The 22,219-nt window shown below is 38.3% G+C and carries 19 protein-coding genes and 1 pseudogene; 7 read left to right on the top strand and 13 right to left on the bottom strand.

Translation table 11 applies throughout. From position 1 onward, the window contains the following. Positions 1-10: 10 nt before the first annotated feature. From I2490_RS03760 to I2490_RS03725, 8 genes are read right to left on the bottom strand one after another with little or no spacing between them, the layout of a single operon-like run. Positions 11-1,399, bottom strand: a complete 1,389-nt coding sequence (locus I2490_RS03760; RefSeq protein ID WP_206458451.1) for a V-type ATP synthase subunit B — start codon at positions 1,397-1,399, stop codon at positions 11-13. Beyond that, on the bottom strand, positions 1,383-3,170 hold the full coding sequence (locus I2490_RS03755) for a V-type ATP synthase subunit A (RefSeq protein ID WP_206458450.1): 1,788 nt from the start codon (positions 3,168-3,170) through the stop codon (positions 1,383-1,385). Before I2490_RS03755 ends, I2490_RS03760 begins: the two co-directional genes overlap by 17 nt. A gap of 8 nt (positions 3,171-3,178) precedes the next feature. Then, complete coding sequence (locus I2490_RS03750; protein WP_206458449.1) at positions 3,179-3,520, bottom strand: V-type ATP synthase subunit F; 342 nt, start codon at positions 3,518-3,520, stop codon at positions 3,179-3,181. After that, entirely contained in the window at positions 3,513-4,517 is a 1,005-nt protein-coding gene (locus I2490_RS03745; protein ID WP_206458448.1) for a V-type ATP synthase subunit C, read from the bottom strand. The genes I2490_RS03750 and I2490_RS03745 overlap by 8 nt, the downstream gene beginning before the upstream one ends. Positions 4,518-4,544: 27 nt before the next feature. Next, a complete protein-coding gene (locus I2490_RS03740) occupies positions 4,545-5,120 on the bottom strand; it encodes a V-type ATP synthase subunit E (RefSeq protein ID WP_206458447.1) in 576 nt (191 codons plus the stop codon). A 30-nt stretch (positions 5,121-5,150) separates the two neighbouring features. Then, positions 5,151-5,651: a V-type ATP synthase subunit K gene (locus I2490_RS03735; protein WP_206458446.1), complete on the bottom strand. Its 501-nt coding sequence runs from the start codon at positions 5,649-5,651 to the stop codon at positions 5,151-5,153. Beyond that, entirely contained in the window at positions 5,652-7,640 is a 1,989-nt protein-coding gene (locus I2490_RS03730; RefSeq protein WP_206458445.1) for a V-type ATP synthase subunit I, read from the bottom strand. It abuts the gene before it with no gap. Beyond that, a complete protein-coding gene (locus I2490_RS03725; RefSeq protein WP_206458444.1) occupies positions 7,641-7,952 on the bottom strand; it encodes a hypothetical protein in 312 nt (103 codons plus the stop codon). It lies immediately after the preceding gene. Between the two features lie 485 nt (positions 7,953-8,437). Between I2490_RS03725 and I2490_RS03720 the strand changes: the two genes are divergently transcribed. From I2490_RS03720 to panD, 4 genes are read left to right on the top strand one after another with little or no spacing between them, the layout of a single operon-like run. Beyond that, a complete protein-coding gene (locus I2490_RS03720; RefSeq protein WP_206458443.1) occupies positions 8,438-9,322 on the top strand; it encodes a Rossmann-like and DUF2520 domain-containing protein in 885 nt (294 codons plus the stop codon). Next, positions 9,297-10,124, top strand: coding sequence for a 3-methyl-2-oxobutanoate hydroxymethyltransferase (gene panB / locus I2490_RS03715; RefSeq protein WP_206458442.1), 828 nt, complete (start codon positions 9,297-9,299; stop codon positions 10,122-10,124). The genes I2490_RS03720 and panB overlap by 26 nt, the downstream gene beginning before the upstream one ends. Positions 10,125-10,159: 35 nt before the next feature. Next, positions 10,160-11,008: a pantoate--beta-alanine ligase gene (gene panC, locus I2490_RS03710; RefSeq protein ID WP_209010576.1), complete on the top strand. Its 849-nt coding sequence runs from the start codon at positions 10,160-10,162 to the stop codon at positions 11,006-11,008. Between the two features lie 14 nt (positions 11,009-11,022). Continuing rightward, positions 11,023-11,406, top strand: a complete 384-nt coding sequence (panD, locus tag I2490_RS03705) for an aspartate 1-decarboxylase (RefSeq protein WP_206458441.1) — start codon at positions 11,023-11,025, stop codon at positions 11,404-11,406. Positions 11,407-11,464: 58 nt separating this feature from the next. Here panD and I2490_RS03700 read toward each other — a convergent pair whose 3' ends face one another. Further along, positions 11,465-11,866, bottom strand: a complete 402-nt coding sequence (locus tag I2490_RS03700) for a cupin domain-containing protein (RefSeq protein WP_330634558.1) — start codon at positions 11,864-11,866, stop codon at positions 11,465-11,467. Between the two features lie 177 nt (positions 11,867-12,043). Between I2490_RS03700 and I2490_RS03695 the strand changes: the two genes are divergently transcribed. The 3 genes from I2490_RS03695 to I2490_RS03685 all read left to right on the top strand — a co-directional run bounded on the left by I2490_RS03695 (position 12,044) and on the right by I2490_RS03685 (position 15,629). Further along, on the top strand, positions 12,044-12,274 hold the full coding sequence (locus tag I2490_RS03695) for a FeoA family protein (protein ID WP_206458439.1): 231 nt from the start codon (positions 12,044-12,046) through the stop codon (positions 12,272-12,274). Further along, positions 12,271-14,295: a ferrous iron transport protein B gene (gene feoB, locus I2490_RS03690; RefSeq protein ID WP_206458438.1), complete on the top strand. Its 2,025-nt coding sequence runs from the start codon at positions 12,271-12,273 to the stop codon at positions 14,293-14,295. The genes I2490_RS03695 and feoB overlap by 4 nt, the downstream gene beginning before the upstream one ends. A 143-nt stretch (positions 14,296-14,438) precedes the next feature. After that, positions 14,439-15,629 (top strand): coenzyme F420-0:L-glutamate ligase, encoded by a 1,191-nt coding sequence (locus I2490_RS03685; RefSeq protein WP_206458437.1) that lies wholly within the window; start codon positions 14,439-14,441, stop codon positions 15,627-15,629. 144 nt (positions 15,630-15,773) lie between these two features. Here I2490_RS03685 and I2490_RS03680 read toward each other — a convergent pair. From I2490_RS03680 to I2490_RS03665, 4 genes and pseudogenes are all read right to left on the bottom strand, one after another. After that, positions 15,774-17,137 (bottom strand): annotated as a pseudogene (locus I2490_RS03680) (IS1182 family transposase). A 159-nt stretch (positions 17,138-17,296) separates the two neighbouring features. After that, the gene (locus I2490_RS03675) at positions 17,297-18,658 is read right to left on the bottom strand and encodes an alanine/glycine:cation symporter family protein (protein ID WP_206458436.1); all 1,362 of its coding nucleotides are present in this window, start codon (positions 18,656-18,658) and stop codon (positions 17,297-17,299) included. A gap of 210 nt (positions 18,659-18,868) precedes the next feature. Then, positions 18,869-20,236, bottom strand: coding sequence for a sigma-54-dependent transcriptional regulator (locus tag I2490_RS03670; RefSeq protein WP_206458435.1), 1,368 nt, complete (start codon positions 20,234-20,236; stop codon positions 18,869-18,871). 1 nt (position 20,237) lies between these two features. Beyond that, the gene (locus I2490_RS03665) at positions 20,238-22,214 is read right to left on the bottom strand and encodes an ATP-binding protein (protein ID WP_206458434.1); all 1,977 of its coding nucleotides are present in this window, start codon (positions 22,212-22,214) and stop codon (positions 20,238-20,240) included. Between the last annotated feature and the right edge of the window lie 5 nt (positions 22,215-22,219).

The raw sequence follows: 22,219 nt of genomic DNA, 5'->3' as shown, positions 1-22,219 counted from the left end.
CCTCCCTCTTCTATTTCTCCTGCTCATCTTGTTCAGGTAAATACTGATCGAGGTATTCATCACGAATACGTTTCAGTTCACTTCTAGGCAAAATAGAGAGAAGCTTCCATCCAGTGTTCAACGTTTCTTCAATGCTTCGGTTTGTTTCATAGCCCTGTGAAACGTATTCATTTTCAAAAGCATCTGCAAACTTTGCATACAGCTTATCAATATCGGTCAGCGCGGCTTCGCCTAAAATCGCCATCAATTCCTTGCATTGCTTTCCGCGAGAATAAGCAGCAAACAATTGATTCATCGTATCTGCATGATCTTCTCTTGTCTTACCTTTTCCAATACCTTTATCCTTTAAACGAGACAAAGATGGTAATACATCAACCGGTGGAGTTACGCCCTTACGGTATAGCTCTCTGGAGAGAATAATCTGTCCTTCTGTGATGTATCCGGTCAAATCCGGAATTGGATGTGTTTTATCGTCTTCCGGCATAGTTAAAATCGGAATCATGGTAATCGAACCTTCAAAGCCCTTCTTTCTTCCGGCTCTCTCATAAAGAGTAGCAAGGTCAGTATACAAATAGCCAGGGTAACCTCTTCTGCCCGGCACCTCCTTACGAGCTGCCGAAACTTCACGAAGAGCCTCTGCATAATTTGTAATATCCGTTAAGATAACCAATACATGCATGCCTTTTTCAAACGCCAAATATTCTGCAGCAGTCAATGCGATACGAGGCGTCGAAATACGTTCGATTGCCGGATCGTTTGCTAAATTCGTGAATAGTACAGTACGATCGATTGCCCCCGTTTTCTTAAAGTCTGAAATAAAATAATCGGCTTCTTCATACGTGATCCCGATCGCAGCAAATACAACCGCAAAGTTACTATCACTTCCAAGTACCTTTGCCTGTCTTGCAATTTGTGCCGCTAAGTTTGCATGCGGAAGTCCGGAACCGGAGAAAATCGGTAATTTCTGACCACGAACCAACGTGTTTAGTCCGTCAATCGCAGACACTCCGGTTTGAATGAATTCTGCAGGATAGTCACGAGCGGCCGGATTCATCGGCAAACCGCTTACATCCATATACTTTTCTGCAATGACATCAGGACCGCCATCCTTTGGACGTCCAAGACCATCAAATACACGACCCAGCATATCCTCCGATACACCAAGCTCAATGCCTCTGCCAAGAAAACGAACTTTGCTTTCTGCTAAGTTAATTCCGGCAGCACTTTCAAAAAGCTGTACCAATGCATTGCTTCCGTTAATTTCCAAAACCTTACATTGTCTGGTTTCTCCACTAGGTAATTCAATTTCACCCAATTCATCAAAGGTTACATTCTCGACGTTGCGCACAAGCATTAAGGGGCCCGCAACTTCCGATATGGTTTTATACTCTTTCAGCATCGTCTTCTACCCCCTTATTAATCAAATCTTGTACGCATTTCGTTAATTCATTCAATATATCTTTATAATAAACTTCCACTTCTTTTTCTTCTACATACTTGAATCTTCCGATGGATTCTCTCACTGACATAGAAACAAGGGTTTCATAGTCAGCACCCTTTTCAATGGCAACCTTACTCTGCTTATAGAATTCCAAAATTAAATTCAACAGCATATATTGCTTTTCTAATGAGGAATACGTATCAACATCATGAAATGCATTTTGATGCAAATAGTCTTCACGAATGGATTTACAAGCCTCCAGCTTTAAACGATCTGCAAAGGACAATGCATCCACGCCGACCAGCTGTACAATTTCTTGTAATTCCGCTTCTTCTTGCAGCATTTTCATTGCTTCACTCCGAAGAACCGGGAAGTTTTTATTTACGTGTTCCGCAAACCAAACAGACAAGCGATCAACATATAGAGAATAACTGTTCAGCCAATTAATTGCAGGGAAGTGACGTGCATAGGCAAGTGCAGAATCCAAGTTCCAAAACACCTTAACGATACGAAGTGTCGCTTGAGATACTGGTTCCGAAATATCACCGCCCGGAGGAGATACTGCTCCAATTGCGGAAAGCGCACCCTCACGGCCTTCTTTACCTAAGCTGATGACACGACCAGCTCTTTCATAAAACTGTGCAAGACGAGAAGCCAAATAAGCAGGATATCCTTCTTCACCTGGCATTTCTTCTAAACGGCCGGACATCTCACGAAGAGCTTCTGCCCAACGAGATGTGGAATCCGCCATCAATGCAACGGAGTAACCCATATCTCTAAAATATTCTGCAATCGTAATACCCGTATAAATAGATGCTTCACGAGCCGCTACAGGCATATCGGAAGTATTCGCGATTAATACGGTTCGCTTCATCAAAGGTTCTCCAGATTTAGGGTCCTTTAATTCAGGAAATTCCATCAATACATCGGTCATTTCGTTTCCACGTTCTCCACAGCCAATGTATACAACAATGTCAGCATCTGCCCATTTTGCTAACTGATGCTGTACAACCGTTTTACCGCTTCCAAACGGTCCCGGTACTGCTGCAACACCACCCTTTGCGATCGGAAACATCGTATCAATAACACGCTGCCCTGTAACCAAAGGCATTTCAGGAACCAATTTTTCTTTGTATGGTCTTCCTTTACGAACCGGCCATTTTTGCATCATTGTAACTTCAGTGACAGAGCCATCCTCTCGTTTTACTGTACAAACGATATCCTCTACCGTAAACTCCCCGGATTTGATTTCACTTATCACGCCTTTGATCCCATTTGGAATCATAACTTTATGCAAAACAGTTACCGTTTCTTGAACGGTACCTATAATATCCCCGGTCTCTACTTCATCTCCTGCTTTTACACAAGGCTCAAAGTTCCATTTTTTTGTACGAGGAAGGGCTTTTACACTGATACCTCTTGTTATGTTCGGCCCTGCTTTTTCCAACATTTCTGCCAAAGGACGCTGAATTCCGTCATACATATTTTCAATCATACCCGGCCCAAGTTCTACCGAAAGTGGTGCTCCGGTGGTAACTACCTTTGCGCCCGGTCCAAGTCCTGCGGTTTCTTCATATACCTGAATAGAAGCAGCATCACCTCTCATTTCGATGATTTCTCCAATCAAGCCCTGCTCGCCTACGCGAACCACGTCAAACATATCTGCATCCTGCATACCTTCTGCAATTACAAGTGGTCCAGATACTTTTACTACTTTTCCTTGCTTCACTTCACAGGTCACCTGCCTTCCTTTTCTCTTTCATCATTCCCAAAAAGAATGTCCGCGCCAACAGCTCGTTCCACAGATTTCTTTACATTCTGCATCCCGATTCCATAACTTCCATCCATCCCCGGTATTGGAATGATTGCCGGGATACGCACATCCTTATATTTGTCCAATTCTTCTATCATGCCCTTGCATAAGCTTTCTGTGATATAAATAATGGCATAGTCTTCCTTGGCAATGCGATGCAATATCCTTCTTGCTTCGGTGCTGTCTGCACAAGGAAATCCATTTAGTCCCACCGCTTTAAATCCCAAAACGCTTTCATGGTCACCTATGACTCCTATTTTATACATACGCTTCCCTCTGCCTTTCCTTTATCATTTCCCGGGAAAGTCCTTGCAAAAGACCTGCCATTATAATCCTGGCATTTTTAATGTCCCCTTCCTTTGCAATCAAATAGGCTGCCAACGGCTCAACGCCAAAGGATACATACTTTGCTTGCTTTGCATATTGCATTAAGCAATTATCACAAAGCTTCTCCAATATCGTAAACCGACCGCTCTCCTTTAACAGCAATGCACCTTCTGCCAACACTTCATTCAAGTTATACGGCAAAAGTTTCTCTGCAAATTGCTCATAGCTTTCCTCATAGCCACTAATGAATACACTTTCTGAAATGCGTCCACCCGGTAAAAATACCTTGGAAAAGAAATCCCAATTTTTCTTCATTTGTCTTAAACGAACAAAAGTTTTTAAATTAATTATATCAATCAGAAGTGCAACATATCCCCGAATGTACTCACTGCCAGAATTGTCTGCGGCTTTACACATTGACTCATAGCAAGCACGATCTAAAATAAAATCAATTACTTGTGGGTCAGCAGTTCTTCCAAAGACATCAATAACTTCCTGCACTGCACGTTTCATTTCTTCCGGCATATCCATAAAGCTTCTTTCTCTCACCATAACCATAAGCTTTGATTTCGGTATGGTACCGATGTCCATTAAAAATGGTTCTGCTTCTGTGTCAGAAAACTCGGCTTTCAGCAGTACCTTTAAGTTATGATAATCATAGGGATATAAGAAGGTATCAAATACGCCTTTATCCGGTGCCACATCAAAAACAAATGCATATGCCTTCTGAATTTCTGTAGATAAGATTTCATTCAATTCCGAAGGATTCAGACCACTGTTTTCTTCTCCATAGCCTAACTCATGTAGGACTTTTAACGCGTCCTCAGATGTTTTGCTATCTATCATTTTGTCTGCCTTCTCCCGACTGAGAAGATTTTTTTCTACACTGCGTACCCGAGCGGAAGCAAACACATAATCCATATTTTTGTTTCCCAAAGTCCTTCCTCCTTTCCGCTGGATTTTTTAATTGAAGAGGACTTTTACTACTTCAGGTGTTACCGCTTCCTTTACGGCATTGACCATGGTTTCCAAGGTAGAATTTACCTCAACAGCTCCATCTCGAAGAAGAAATCCTCCTTTTGCGGAAATAACCTCTTCCGATAAAGTGAAATTTGTACCTTTTTTATTCACGCGTTCCACTAGTTTTTGACCAACCGAATTTCGATCTTTTTTATTTAAAAGAATTTCTCCTTTTTCCATTCCTGTTTCGTTCATGACCTTTTCCAGTAGGTTAAGATAAGCTTCTTCTTCCATACTTGATAGCTTTTCCAACGCCAAATCAAAACTTTTTGAAATGACCTCCTGCTTTGCGCCAAGACGTAACTTTCGCCCTTCTAGCTGTGCGACAGAGTCCTTTCTCTTTTTCAGCGTGTTTGCATCATGTACGCCGCGTTCCTCTGCCTCAGTCTGCATAATTTTGATTTGGTGATCTGCCTGCCGCTCAATAATACGACTATCATAACGCCCTTTATCAAAAATTCTTCTGGCATCGTCTTTGGCATCCGCTAGGATTTGTTCTGTTATTTTTTCAATGCCCATTGTTTCACATCCTTATTTTTCTACAGAGAATTAGCCAACCTGAATTCCATTCAGCATTAAGAAGGAAATTAATAATGCCAAAACTGCATACGTTTCTACCATAGCTGTATAAACCATACCTTTTGCAATTTCCTCAGGACGTTTTGCAATTAACATAATTGCAGAAGCGGCTGCTTTACCCTGTGCAATACCGGAAATGATACCTACAATGAAAATCGGAAGAGCTGCTGCAAAAATATAAAGACCTTGCTCTGTAGTGACCGGTAACATCCCGTTTCCACCTAAAAGTCCAATCTTTAACATAATCAAAAAGGCAATCAACAGTCCATAAATACCCTGGGTACCTGGTAAAGCCTGTAAAATCAACGCCTGACCAAACTTTTTCGGATCTTCTGCAACGACTGCCGAAGCAGCTTCACCGGCAATTCCGACGCCCTTTGCACTGCCGATACCTGCCAAAGCAGCTAATGCGGCACCTAACATAGCAACATAGCTTCCATTAAATAGTGTGCTAATCATTTCTGTAATCATTTAGTTTTCCTCCCTTGAAATCTCAACATATTTTGTATTTTCATAAAATGGCTGGAAGGCTTCCCCTCCACTTTCATAGAACTTACCAAAAAACTCTACATATTGTAAACGGCTGGAATGTACAAATGACCCCAGCGCATTAATAGATAAATTGTACGCATGACCGATAACAAAGACAATTGTAAGTAAGATGGCCCCTCCAATGCCACCGCCGGCCAGACTGCCTAAGGTATTAATAACAGAAGCAATAACACCAGTTGCTAACCCCAAAGCCAGTAGTCTGGAATACGACAAAACATCCGCCAGATATCCGGTAATGCCATATAAGCTACCAAGACCTCCGGTAAGCTTTCCAAGACCTTTCTTGTCTCTTCCTCCGGTAATCAAAATACCTACAGCTCCTACTATTGTCATCCACATTCCAATATTGGTGCCTGTCGGTCCTACAAGTGCGGCCATTTTGCCACCTAACCAAAGAACTAAACCAATTAAAAGAATGTACCAAAGTCCTACATCAAATAACGCATCCCACGGTCTTCCGTCTCGAATGGACATATATCCGCTCACGCCCATTCCTAAGAATAAATGAATTCCCCCTAAAATAAAGGAGAATGTAAGCATTTTCATCGGCTCATCCAATGGATTAAACCATACGGCAGGTACTACCACATCGGCATCAAAGAAGGTCTTAGCAACCACCGTAACTATATCTCCGAAATATCCTCCAAACAGAATTCCCCAAAACATAGTAGAAATTCCACAATAGAAGAACATCTTCATCAACTGTCCCATCATTCCCTCAAGTGGATACTTCTTTAAAATGATAAACGTAGCAGCGGCGATGATTAAACCGTAAGCCGCATCACTCAGCATCATTCCAAAGAACAGCGCATAAAAGAATGAAAAATATGGAGTCGGGTCAATTCCTCTGGAATCCGGAAGTGCATAAAGTTTTGTAACCGCCTCAAATGGGGCAGAAAATACACCATTCTGCATCAGAACGGGAGTTTCTTCACCCTTATCCGGATCCGTAATTTCAAACCAACAATTATTTTCTTCTAATAGCTTTGCTACCTTTTCTGCCGCTACCTTTGGTGTCCATCCCTCTAAGTAAAAGGTACGATTGGTTACCAAAAGGCGATGCCGGATCAATGCTCGATCTTTTTTAATCGCAAGACTATCATAATAAACTTCGATGTTATGCTTTCCATCTTGCTCTTTTTGAATTTTTTTCTCTAGTTCTTGTATTTGTTCTTTAATTTTTTCCGTTTGTTGTTCATAAGCAGAAATGGCCTGCTGTGGTTCTCCTTCAAATTCCAATCCTTGACTTGGAGAAAATCCAAATTGTCGTAGAACATCTTCTATTTCATTTTTTTCTTTCTTTAAATATAGAAGTGAAATATATTGCTGTTCTGCATCACTTGCCACTAACTGCAAATCATAACAAGGTGTTTTTTCTTCCATAGCTTCCTGGAGCTTTGGTAAACTGGCTGCTGCTGGTATAACGCCTCGAATTAGATCACAATATTTTGTTCCCTTTGTGTTTAGAGGCAAATTATAGTCTTTCCACGGAAGCAATGCGAGCTTTGCAACCTCAATTTTGTTAGCCTCATTTATTAATTCGGTGATTCCTTCAAACGCTTCGTTGATTCGTCCAATTTGACTTTCAACCGTTTGATTCTCTTCTGCCAATTTCTGAAAGAGTTCTCTTTGCATCTTTCTTCTGGTATGAAAAAGTGATTTTTTCACGGTTTCATATTTTGCGATTGCCTCTAAAGCTTGGTATGCTTTCCCCATACGATCCTCTATCTTTGCAACCGCTGCATCGTTTTCATCTAACGATACCAAGTCAGCCCAATCTTCATTATTCAACTTACTGTCCTGAATATTCAGTTGAACAACTCCCAGCTTCATAAGCTGTTCCATTAAGGTCTCCTTACCAGAAACAAGTCCAATGGCAGAAAGCTTTTGCATTCTAACAATCGCCATTTAACTCACAACCCTTCCTACAATGATTGCTGCGGCATTTTCTAAATGCACACTGGCATTCGTTATGATTTCACGACATTGCTTTTCTGCATTATGAATCGTTACATCATATGCCGCTTTTGCTTCTTCTTCTGCCTTTGCGATTTGTTGCTTATAGGCATCCTCCGCTTCATGACGAGCGTTTTCCAATAAATCCTGCGCTTTTTTTTCTGCTTCCGCTCTCATTTCTTTTGCCTCTGCGGTTGCCTTTCTGCGCAATTGGTCAGCCTCCTCTTCTACTTCTTTTATCCTCTTAATTTGCTCAATTGCCAACAGCGTCGCCTCCTATTCCTTATTAATTTGATTTTTATCATTTTGAGACGCTTTCATTCTCATTATGATATATGTACCCCAAAATGATGATTGTAAACCATTATACATTAATTTACCGAAAATTCAAACTCGAGTCTTTTTATATATCTTTAGATTTCACGGTAATCTGCTTTATATTTCGATAATCTATATGGAAAACACTTTATTTCTTTGTATTTTTTTACTCACACAATATATTTTAATTATTTTTTACATATTTTTTATAATTTGCCGTAATTATTTTTGTCTATTTTTTAACAAACACAAATATTTCCTTATTATATGTTCTTGTAACTGCAAAAAACGTATGCTATACTGCTTTTGGGTAGTATTCCAAAAAAACAGACGGAAACTATACCAAAGCAGAATTATTTTTTTATTTGAAAACAGCCCATATCCTATGGAATGGGACCGGGTGTATCACTCTTTTTTAGGAGGTGGTACGCATGCAAATAGGATTTATCGGTGCAGGAAAAGTTGGTTTTTCCCTTGGTAAATACTTCAGCCTGTACGGTATTAACGTAACCGGCTATTATAGCAGAAATTTCGAATCTGCAAAATCAGCAGCAGCATTTACAAATTCGCTTGCTTTTTCTAATTTAAAAGCGCTTTTGGATGTGAGTGATACCCTATTCCTTACCGTCCCTGACGGTGAAATTGAAATTTTATGGGATGACATAAAAAAGCTGTCGATTCAAAATAAAAAAATATGTCACTGCAGTGGTTGTTTATCCGCATCGGTTTTTGACGGAATCGAAGCCCTTGGAGCTTTTGGTTATTCCGTGCATCCGTTGTATGCAATCAGCAGTCGAATGGATTCTTATAAGGAGCTTCAAAGGGCGGTATTTACCCTGGAAGGCTCCTTTTTTTATTTGAACGAAATAAAAACAATGCTTGAGAGCTTAGGAAACTCCGTTCAAATTATATCCGGAGAAAAAAAGACACTGTATCATGCAGCCGCGGTATGTGCAAGCAATCAAATGCTTGCTCTTGCAAAAATGTCACAGGACTTACTCATTCGTTGTGGGTTCTCAGATTCCCTTGCCCAGCAAGCACTTAATCCTTTAATGCTTGGAAATATGGAAAAGTTATGTGCAACGAGCTTAAAAGAAGCTCTTACCGGCCCAATTGAACGAGGAGATGCTGCAACTGTTTTGCACCATCTTGATTTCCTAGGGGAAGAAGAAACAATGCTTTACCTAATTTTATCAAATAAGTTATTAGAAATTGCAAGAAAAAAACACCCTAATCGTTCTTATGAAAAAGTAGAACAACTGTTATCTGAGAAAATGGGAGGAAAAAACAATGAAAAATACAGCAATCACTTTTAAAGATGCAAAGAAAACCGGACAAAAGCTTAGTATGCTCACTGCCTATGATTATTCCACAGCGAAATTAATGGATCAGTCTGGTATTCACGGTATATTAGTCGGCGACTCCTTAGGAATGGTAATGTTAGGCTACGAGGACACGCTCGCTGTAACAATGGAGGATATGCTGCATCATACAAAAGCGGTTGCACGAGGTGCAAAAAATTGCCTTATCGTAGCCGATATGCCCTTTATGTCTTACCATACCAGCATAGAACAAGCCGTTTTCAATGCCGGCCGATTAATTAAGGAGGGTGGTGCACAAGCCGTAAAATTAGAGGGTGGTGCCACTTTCTGCAAAGAAATTAAAGCCATCACACGTTCCTCGATTCCAGTAATGGCTCATCTTGGTCTTACGCCACAATCCATTCATGCCTTTGGAGGATTTAAAGTCCAAGGAAAAAGTCAAGAAGCTGCACAAGCTCTTCTGGATGATGCAAAAGCCGTTGAAGCAGCAGGTGCTTTTGCTCTTGTATTAGAATGTGTACCGGAAAAACTAGCACAAAAAATCAGTGAAACTCTTTCCATACCAACCATTGGGATTGGTGCGGGTGCAGGGTGTGACGGACAAATTTTGGTTTACCAAGATATGATTGGAATGTATTCAGACTTTACCCCTAAATTTGTAAAACAATATACGAATGTCGGTATACAAATGAAACAAGCCTTTGCATCATATATCCAAGAGATACAGAGCGGCGCTTTTCCTCAAAAAGAGCATACATTTTGCATCGACGATTCCATTATTGACAAATTATATTAATAACTATCATTATTTTATAAAAAAGGAGAATTAATATGATTCCTATCGTTAATACCATATCTGAAGTTCGTCAACTCATAAAAGAATGGAAGGCACAAGGTCTGTCCGTGGGCTTAGTTCCTACCATGGGATTTTTACACGAAGGTCATAAAAGTTTAATTGAGAGAGCAGTAAAAGAAAACGACCGAGTCGTCGTAAGTGATTTTGTCAATCCAACACAGTTTGGGCCAAAAGAAGACCTTGCAGCCTATCCACGCGACTTAAATTGGGACAGTCAACTCTGCGAGCAAGCAGGTGCTTCCCTTTTGTTTTATCCGTCTGCTGAGGAAATGTATGCTTCTGATTACACTACCTATGTCAATATGGAAGTACTCGGTGAAGAACTATGCGGAAAAAGCCGTCCCGGTCATTTCCGTGGTGTTTGTACCATTGTTACAAAGCTGTTCCACATTATAACACCGAATCGTGCTTATTTCGGAAAAAAAGATGCACAGCAATTGGCAATCATTCAGCGAATGGTCCGAGATTTAAATTTTGACATTGAAATCATCGGCTGCCCTATTATCCGTGAAGAAGATGGACTCGCTAAAAGTTCTCGAAACACTTACCTTAATTCCGAAGAAAGAAAAGCTGCACTCATACTCTCCCAAGCACTTTCTCTTGGAAAACAATGTCTAGTGCAGGGAGAAAGGAATACCGAATCCCTAATTACCACTATGACAGATTGGATTAAAAAAGAACCTCTGGCTAAAATTGACTACATTAACATTGTAGACAGCTCTTCCATGCAGCCAGTTAAAATCATTGATCGCCCTGTATTGTGTGCTATTGCTGTATATATTGGAAAAACCCGTTTAATTGATAATTTTTATTGGCCAGAATAGAAAGGAAGGAAAAGATGAACCTAACCATGTTAAAAGGAAAAATTCATCGAGCAACTGTAAAGCAAGCAGAATTAAACTATGTAGGGAGCATCACTGTTGATGCTGATTTGCTTGATGCTGCAAATATTTTAGAATATGAAATGGTCCAAATTGTAGACATTAATAATGGCAACCGTTTTGAAACTTATACCATTGCCGGGGAGCGAGGTTCTGGTATGATTTGCTTAAATGGTGCTGCCGCCCGTTGTGTACAGCCCGGAGATAAAATAATTATTATGTGTTACTGCCAACTCAATCAAACCGAAGCAAAAGAACATAAGCCACATGTTGTATTTGTAGATGATGAAAACCAAATAAAACAATGTTCCCGTTATGAAACACACGGTGAAATTAAGTAATAAAAATTAGGCTGACATTTCGATCAGAATTGTCAGCCTTAATTTTTTGTATCACTTATTATTCTTTTGGTTTGTCTTTCTGCATCGTACCGCGAGGATGCTCCGGAGGTGCATATATTGTTACCAACTTAATCGGTATATCCCCCGTGTTAATTATGTTATGCCATTTACCTGCAGGGATTATAATCGCATATTCTTCATAAAAACTCGTTTCGTAATCTAAGTCATCTTTTGTATCACCCATCTTTACCGTTCCCTTCCCATCTTCAATAAGTATAAATTGATCCAGCTCAGGATGTTCCTCCAAACCAATATCCTCTCCCGGCAAGATACTCATTAAGACAACCTGTAGGTGTTCTCCGGTCCATAAAGCAGAGCGAAAATTATCATTGAATTCTGAAATCGTTTCAAGATTTGCTACATATGGTTCTGGACCATAATCCATAATCATTGGATTCATTTTACTCATTCCTTTCTAACATTTATATAACTTATCATATGCTTCTATTTCTTAGATGTTGTCTTACAATTTATTTCTTCCGACAAAGACTGTCATGCATTGTTTTATCTTGACAAAATGAGGGTATTAAGAGTATTATGTTAGCAGACGCTAACATCCATAGAAAGGGATTCACATATGAAATTAAATGAACTTAAAGTAGGGACTTCCGGTGTTGTTCGTAAAATCGGCGGAGAAGGTGCCCTGCGAAGAAGATTATTAGATATGGGCATTACCCCCAATACAAAAATTATGATACGTAAGGTCGCTCCAATGGGTGACCCAATTGAACTGCATTTACGCAGTTATGAACTGACCATCCGATTGGATGATGCAAAAAAAATCGAAGTGGAGGAACTGTCATCATGAATAACAGCACTGCTTTGAAAATAGCTTTGATTGGCAATCCAAATTGCGGAAAAACCACCCTATTTAATCAATTGACCGGGAGCAATCAGCATGTTGGGAATTTCCCCGGTGTAACAGTAGAAAAAAAAGAAGGAAGCATTCGTAAGCACAAGGGCGTTACGGTCATTGATTTGCCCGGCATTTACTCGTTGTCACCATACACGGCTGAAGAGGTAGTCACAAGAGACTATTTATTACAAGAAAAACCTGATTGTATTATTAATATCATTGATGCGACCAGCATTGAACGAAACTTATACCTGACCCTGCAACTAATGGAATTGGACCTTCCAATGGTTTTGGCCTTAAACATGATGGATGAAGTTCGTGCCAGTGGAGCTTCTATTGATATTGCAAAATTGCAGGAAGAGTTGGGTATTCCTGTAGTTCCTATTTCTGCCAGTAAGAATGAAGGAACGGAAGAGCTGACTCTTCGAACAATCAAAATTGCAGAACAACAGCAACGTCCAAAAAAACTTGATTTTTGTAAGGGCTACGTTCATACTGCCATACATTCCATTGCACATCTTATTGTGGATGAAGCGAAACAAGCAGGACTTCCCCTTCGCTTTGCTGCAACAAAAATTGTAGAGGGTGATGAACCGGTTATGACTGCACTAAAGCTGATGGAACCGGAAATTGATATCATCGGCCATATAGTAGAAGATATGGAGTCACACCTAAAAACAGACCGTGAAGCCGCCATGGCTGATATGCGTTATGCTTATATCGAAAAAGTTTGTGCTGCCACCGTAGTAAAAGCCGGTGAAACGAAGGAACACTTGCGTTCTGTAAAAATTGACAATATTCTGACACATAAATATTTCGCCATTCCTATTTTTTTAGGAATTATGTTGCTGGTATTTTGGCTGACATTTGGCCTTTTTGGCGCGGCATTAAGCAATTTACTAGCTATGGGAATTGATGAATTCACGGCGCTTACCAGTCAAGCAATGCAGTCGGCTGGCGTGAGCCCGGCTCTTCATTCTTTGGTAATAGACGGTGTTTTTGTCGGTGTTGGAAGTGTTCTTTCCTTCCTTCCAACGATTGTTATCCTATTTTGCTTTCTCTCCATTCTGGAAGACAGCGGATACATGGCTCGCGTCGCCTTTGTCATGGACAAATTGCTGCGTAAAATCGGACTTTCCGGCCGTTCTTTTGTACCTATGCTGATTGGTTTCGGCTGTTCGGTTCCTGCTATTATGGCAACCAGAACGCTTCCAAGTGAAAGAGATCGAAAAATGACCATCCTGTTGACTCCATTTATGTCATGCAGTGCAAAACTTCCGATTTATGCAACTTTTACTGCAGCTTTTTTTAGTGAATACGAAGCGTTAGTAATGTTTTCACTTTATGTTATGGGTATTTTAGTAGGTATCCTTTATGGCCTCTTACTACAGAAAACCATTTATAAAGGAAAACCGGTTCCATTTGTTATGGAGCTCCCTTCCTATCGGTTCCCTGCGCCTAAAACAGTACTTTTGCATATGTGGGAAAAAGCAAAAGATTTCCTAATTAAAGCATTTACCATTATTTTTATAGCTACAATCATTATCTGGGTACTGCAAAGCTTTGATTTTGGTTTTAATATGGTAACCGATAGTCAAAATAGTATGTTAGCTTCTCTTGGAAAATTGCTTGCACCCATTTTTAAACCATTGGGCTTTGCAGACTGGAGAGCAGCAACGGCTCTTATCACCGGATTGACGGCGAAAGAAGCAGTAATCAGTACCTTTGCCGTTTTAATGAACGCAAGCGATACAAGTGCCGTAATTTCCATGCTCTCTGAAGTATTTACACCACTTCAAGCCTTTTCATTCCTCACCTTCTGCCTGCTTTACATGCCATGTGTCGCAGCAATGGCCGCAGTAAAAAGAGAAATGGGCGGTTACCGTATTGCATTAGCAGCAATGACATTTCAAACAATCATTGCTTGGATTTCTGCTTTTGTTGTCTATCAGATTGGATTATTTATTTTTTAAAATAATTTTTTTAACTTTTAAGTTATAATTATATGGAGTATGGTTATAATTCATTGACCATACTAAAAAGTAATATTTATTTTACAGTAAAAAATCTGTTTAAAAGCAGAAGAAAAATCGATAGAAAAGTGAGGGAGTTTTATATGGAAAGAATGGTCGGAACCGTCGTCCGTGGATTACGTGCGCCAATTATCCGAGAAGGTGATGATTTAGAATCAATTGTTGTAGATACTGTATTAAAGGCATCAGAAGCGGAAGGTTTCAAATTACACGATAAAGATGTTGTAGCAATTACAGAAGCTGTCGTGGCAAGAGCGCAAGGAAACTATGCAACCACAGAGCAATTGGCTTTGGATGTAAAAACAAAATTAGGTGGAGAAACCATTGGTGTTATATTCCCAATTCTTAGCAGAAACCGCTTTGCAATCTGCTTAAGAGGCATTGCAAAAGGAGCAAAAAAAGTAGTATTAATGCTCAGCTATCCAAGTGATGAAGTCGGAAACCATCTAATTGATATAGACAAACTGGATGAAAAAGGAATTGATCCTTACACAGATGTTCTGACTCAAGAACAATTTGAGACGCTTTTCGGTCAATCAAAGCACACATTTACCGGTATGGATTATGTTAATTATTATAAGGGATTAATCGAAGAAGAAGGTGCCGAAGCAGAAGTTATTTTTTCAAATAATCCAAGAACGATTTTGAGTTATACCAAAAGGGTATTAACTTGCGATATTCATACAAGAGCACGTACGAAACGCTTACTAAAGGAAGCCGGCGGTGAAATCATCTTAGGTATGGATGACCTTCTGACCAGCAGTGTTGAGGGAAGCGGCTATAATACAAATTATGGTATTCTGGGTTCTAATAAATCAACTGAGACTACCATTAAACTATTTCCAAACGACTGTACTACCTTTGTAAACGGTATTCAAAAAAAGCTGCTTGAAGCAACCGGAAAGATCATTGAGGTTATGGTATATGGCGATGGTGCGTTTAAAGATCCTGTGGGTAAAATTTGGGAGCTTGCAGATCCGGTTGTATCACCGGGATACACCTCCGGACTGGAAGGTACACCAAATGAGTTAAAGCTAAAATATCTTGCTGATAATGATTTTGCACATTTATCCGGAGAGGAATTAAAGAAAGCCATCTCTGAATGTATTAAGAAAAAAGACAATGACCTGAAAGAGTCGATGCTTTCACAAGGAACTACTCCAAGAAGATTAACAGATTTAATTGGTTCCCTTTGTGATTTAACTTCAGGAAGCGGAGACAAAGGAACTCCGATTGTTTACATCCAAGGATACTTTGATAACTATACAAAATAAATACATGAAAAAACAGGGAAAAATATTTCCCTGTTCAGACTGTAGACAAAATACCTTGCTAAATTTATATTCTTATAATTTCTGCAAGGTATTTTCTATTTTTTCTATAAAGCTTTTAAAAAAAGAAAAAATAAAAGGATATCTCTATGCCATTTGATTCCTTCTTTCAGATTTATGAATCCATGTTGCTAGTTTTTTTAGATTCATGGACGCAAAAAGAAGATTCAGTTCCATTTCTATCTTCTGAATCCCTCGATATTGTGTATAACGCATATTATGTTTTTCTTTTGCATCTGCAAAGACTCGCTCAATGGTTTGACTCCGTAGTTTGTAAAGATCTCGATACTTTGGAGTATGACGAATGTCCTCACATTGCTCTATGTAGTTTTCCCATATATGACGTGTGACTACTTTTACATGGTCCTTACTTGCTGTGCATTCTGATAAGGAAGGGCAACTCTTGCAAATTTCTCCTTTACTCTTATATTCCCGATACCCTTCTCTATTTGTTGTAGTATAGTTTAACACTTGGTTTTCTGGGCATACAAAGCAATCATAGTATTCATCATAAGCATATTCGTGTTTTTTAAAATAACCATTTTTTGTCATAGGTCGTTTGTATGGTAGGATAGGAATTCGTTTATCTTTGAGTATTTCTCTAGCAATTGCAGGTGTTTTATATCCGGAATCCATTACAATATTTTTTACACCTTTATATCTTTTTACTTTTTCATAAATCTTTGGGAATGCAACTGAGTCATGTACATTTCCTGGATTTGTATGAAAAGCAAGTATGTAATTGTTTCGATCGCAAGCTACATTTGCAGCATAAGCAAATACTACCTTATGCTTTCCTTTATGAAATACACCGCAATCCGGATTTACGGTACTTTTCTTGATTACTTTTGTCTTTTCTTTGGCTTCCGTTTTTTTTTACAAGCTTGTTTTCCTCGTTCAATGCGATCTTCGTTAATTTCTTTCATTAGTTCTTTTTCATAGTATTTAACGGATTCCAAAACGGTTTCTTTTTCACTGTTATGGTTATTTGCACTTGCTTTAATATGTGTACCGTCAATGAAAATGCTTTCTGAATTAATGAATTCATATTCCATAATTTCAGCAATGACTCTTTGAAAGATTTGTTCGAATAAGTCAGTATTTTGAAACCGACGAGAGTAGTTTTTACCAAAGGTAGAAAAGTGAGGAATTTCTTCCTCTAAACTATAACCAAGATACCATCGATAAGCTACATTCGTTTGAATTTCTTTAATGGTCTGCCTCATGGATCGAATACCAAAGGTATATTGAATGAGGGTAATTTTAATTAAGACGACAGGGTCGATGCTTTCTTTTCCCACATCAGAATACAAATCTTTTACAAGGTCATAAATGAAAGAGAGATTAATCGCAGTATCTATCTTACGAATAATATGATCTTGTGGAACAAGAGAATTCAAGGTTACCATTTGAAATTGATCACGACCTAATAAATCTTTCTTACCCATCATAAAGCAAATACCTCCATGTATTTATACATATATTTTATGTATTACATTATGTAAAAAAAACTGTAGGCAAAGATAGAGATATCCTTGTCTACAGTCTGAACAGGGAAAAATATTTCCCTGTTTTTTGTTTAAAATTTAAGTTTATAATACCAACTTTAATTATAAATCTACTTTTTCTTCTTCTTTTGAAAAATATTCTTTTGATAGTTTTACAACAACCGGACTTAAAAGCAATAATGCAATTAGATTTGGAATTGCCATTAATCCATTTGCAGTATCTGCCAATGCCCATACAAATTCTAATCCACCCATTGATCCTATAACAATAAAGATAACCCACATAACACGAATCGGAAGCACCGATTTTGCTCCAAACAGGTAGTCTGCGGATTTTTCACAATAATAATTTGCAGAGATTAAACAGGAATATCCAAATAATATTGCAGAAATCATAACGATGTAGCTCCCAATTGAACCTGGCAAGGTCACTTCAAACGCCTTCATTGTTAATTCTGGACCCGATATTCCACTCGTCCAGGCACCTGAAATAATAATAACAAGTCCCGTGATGGTTGCAATAATAATCGTATCGATAAATACTTCAATTGCGCCCCACATTCCCTGTTCTACCGGATGAGAAACCTGAGCACTGCTATGAATGATCGGAGAACTTCCCATACCTGCCTCATTGGAAAACAATCCTCTTGCCATACCAATCGTAATCATTCGCATAACAGTAGCACCTGTAAAACCTCCAACCGCACTCGGCGCATTAAACGCTCCCGTGAAAATTTCACCAAACGCTTTCGGAATCTCTTGGAAATTAAAAATTAAAACTGCAATTCCTGCTAAAATGTAAAGCCCTGCCATAATTGGAGTTAAAAACTGACAAACTTCTCCAATTCTTTGAATGCCACCTAAAATTACAATTGCTGTTAATACTGCAAATACAACACCCGTTATGATTGGGGCAATCCCCCATTGCGCTTGAACCGATAAACATATGGTATTTGTATCTACAATTGCACCAATAACAAAATATGCAATGATAACCATAATACTAAAAAAGACTGCCATCCACTTTTGCTTTAGCCCTTTTTCTATGTAATACATAGCACCGCCTGCAAAACTGCCATTTTCCCTTTTTTCTCTATAATGAATACCTAGGGTTATTTCGGAAAATTTTGTAGCCATACCAAAGAAAGCTGCTACCCACATCCAAAACAATGCCCCAGGTCCACCAATGGAAATAGCCGTTGCTACACCGGCAATGTTTCCAGTTCCTACAACCGCTGCAATAGAAGTTAATCCTGCTTGACCGGAACTGATATCTCCATCCCCATTCCCTGATTTTGCAAATGCTTTACCAATAGTATGCTTATAGATATAGCTAAATCGAAAGATTTGTAAAAATCCTAATCGAACGCTTAAATATAAGCCAACACCTACCAGTAAAAAAACCATGTACGGGCCCCAAACCCAATCATTAATTTTTCCATTTACTTCATTAATAAAATCCATACCTTTGCTCCTCCTTGCTTAAAAATACAATGATGTCCGTAACAAAAACGAGTTTCTTCGCTTTTGTTACTTATTATAAGAAGCAAATATTATGCCAAACAGAAATTTATTCATTTTCCAACGAATCAAACCATGCCAAACAGAAAAAACAGTGAAATTTATTTCACTTTACGAAAAATATTTCACTGTTTTGTGTAATTTATTTCTTTTTTAATTCTTTAAGTTATACTCTGAAATCTTATTCCATAACTGCCGTTTTGTAATTCCTAAAAAAACAGCTGTCTTTGAAATATTTGAATCATATTTCTTCAAAGCCCTCGCAATATAATCCGCCTCAAATTCAGAACGGGCATCTCGTAGAGTTTGTGTTAATGCTGCTTGCTGTTTTGTTCCCTGTGTTTCCTGCTGCAATGGGGGTAAAAGGTCCTTTGCACGAATGGTTCCCCCTTCACTTAATGCAACCAGCCGTTCCAAAATATTTTTTAACTCTCTAATATTACCTGGGTAATCATACTGCATTAGAAAGTTTCTTACTCCCTCTTCTATGTTTATTATTTTCTTTTTTTGTTCTCTTTGAATTTTCTCCAGAAAAAATGAAATCAGCCGTTCTAAATCCTCCTTACGCTGACGCAAAGGTGGTATTGTAATTGTTAACGTATTAATACGATATAAAAAATCTTCACGGAAATTTCCTTTTTGTATTTCTTCTTCTAAATTTTTATTGGTGGCAGAAATCAAACGAAGATTCAAATCGATGGATTTATTACTCCCTACTCTCTCAATTTTCCAAGTCTCTAATACACGAAGAAGCTTTCCTTGAGTGGCAATCGGCAAGTCTCCGATTTCATCTAAAAAAATTGTCCCATAATTCGCTTCCTCAAACCGCCCAATTCGTTTACTGGTAGCACCTGTAAATGCTCCTTTTTCATGGCCGAAAAGCTCGGATTCAATCATACCCTCCGAGAACACCTGACAATTTACAGGAATAAAATGATTGTCACTTCGGTTGCTTAAACGATGTATAAACTGAGCAAATATTTCCTTTCCAACACCGGATTCCCCTAATAATAAAACATTAATATTTGAATCAGCCGCTTTTTTGCAAACCTCCAGTACTTTTTTTACTTCTTCATTTTTGGTGTCTATGAATATTTCGGGTGACGATGCTTGCTGCCTTAATATTTCATTGGATTTTTTTAGTGTTCTGATTTCTGTAATCCGATTAATATCTATCAAAAGTGCTTCCGAGTCACTGCTCTTTACAAAATATCCTATCGCACCATGCTTCATCGCTTCTACAGCACTCTCAATGCTCCCATAAGCAGTCGCAATCATAATATCAATTTCTGGATCATAGTTCTTCACCATTTGAATCAATTCTAAACCATCAATGTTCGGCATTTTTAAATCCGTCAATACAAGATTAATTTCATTATTCTTTATATAATCCATTGCCGTAAGTGCGTTCGAGCAACACGAGACTCGATATCCATTTTCCCTTAAAATTAAAGAAAATACCGTTTGATACTCTACTTCATCATCTACCACCAAAATATGAAAACTTTTGTTAATGTTCATATCAGCAATCCTCTCCTGAAACATCTCTTACCGGAATGGTTAAATCAAATACGGTTCCTTGACCCAAGCAACTCTCTACCTGCATCATCCCATTCATATTTTCCAATTCAAAGTTAACAATATAAAGTCCTAAACCGGTTCCACTATCTTTCGTCGTAAAAAAGGGATTAAAAATATTTTCCAACTTACTCTCTTCTATTCCACATCCATTGTCCTGCACTTTAATTCGCACCGTATCATCAATCCGCTGTACCGTAACGAATATTTTTTTCTCTTCTTTCTCAATATTCTTTAGTGCATCTACTGCGTTATCAATTAAATTAAACAGTATAATTTTAAAAGCTTCTTCATTGAAAAATAATAACCCTAATGATTCACAACTTACTTGAAAGGAAATCCCAAATTCTCTTAATTTTTTTCCCTCCAACTCGGCAATACTCCAAATTAGTTTTTCAATATCCGTAATCGTATCTGCTTCATTTCCCAATCGCGAAAAACTTAATAAGTTTTCAATCAGTTGATTGATTCGACTAACGGAATTGTCAATGACCTGCATTGCATGCATTCCTAAATCGTTCGTAACGTATTTCTTCATGACATACATATAATTTTTGATCAATCCTAATGGATTACGGATTTCATGAGCCAGTCCCGCTGATAATTGTCCAACTGCTATCATTTTACTTTCCTGACGAAGCTTATTCTCATTAATTCGCTTCTCTGTAACGTCTTCAATTGTGATTAGCTTACTATCCGATAAATCATCCAAATGCCGTTCGGTTACAACATAATATCTTTCTTTGATCTTTCTTTGACCGATGGCTGCTTTTTCATAAATTTCCGTGAGTATCAAATTTTCAAAAAAATTAGTTCCAATAATCTCATTTCTTCCTTTTTTTAAAAAATACTCTGCTGCTTGATTGCAGTCTATAATTTCACCCTTCCCATTGATTACAAACAAATAAACATGCAATGCATCAATAATCGTTCGAAGATTCGCTTTGCTCAATTCCAATTGTCTGGTTTTTTCATAGACCTTTCTTTGCAAAGTATCACTCCAAAAAATCAATACCAAAAATATTATCATTACAAATAATATCCCTCTTGAAATCCATTCATAAGAAAGACTATCCTTAATAATCGGAGCTGAAATTCCAAACCATTTTTGTTGCGTTTTTGATAAAATATCTTTTTTCTTTAGACTTAATATCCCCTTGTTTAAAATGGAAAGAAGTGCTTTTTCCTTTTCTCTTACTGCTAGAGTTACATTTTTTTCATATAAATGCTGATCCAATATTCGTATTGAAATGTCTTCCGTTTTATTGATTCCATAATCAATGATAACCTCATCACCTGCAATACCGGCTACATCTCCACTCTGCAACAAAGCAATACCTGTTTCAATATCTGGAACTAAGAGTACCTCCGGCATTTTCTTCCCTGATTTTAAGTTATCCTTAATGTATTCAATAACAAAATCGCCTTCTACCACTGCGATTCTCTCTTGCGCTATATCTGAGATGGATTGTATATTTTTTGCTTCTTTTTGAACTGCGACTACCCCTCGTAGAGAGTATATGGATTGCAAAAAAATAAAATCTTCCTTACGCTGTTTACTTGGGAATAAATCTGCCGTATCAATATTCCCACTGCGAAGTTCCTCCATAACGTGAGCCCAGACAAGCGGTTTGCATTCGATATCCACACCCAAATCCACGGATAGAAAAGACATATAATCAATAATCAAGCCCTCATACTTGCCGTTCTTCGGATTCACATATGAGATTGGCCTTGCACTTTGATCCGAACCGCATACAATGGTTTCTTTTTCTTTTAAATATGCAATTTCATTTCTTGTTAACGGTAAAGAATATCGTAAATATTCGTAAAGATTAATGTCATATTTTAAATAGGTAATCCAAGCAAACGTTAATAAGCAGGATAATGCCACAATAGAAAACCGGATCCATTTTTTCATAGTTT

Source organism: Anaerovorax sp. IOR16 (assembly GCF_017168145.1).
GTDB lineage: Bacteria > Bacillota > Clostridia > Peptostreptococcales > Anaerovoracaceae > IOR16.
This window is presented reverse-complemented; position numbering and strand designations above follow the sequence as displayed.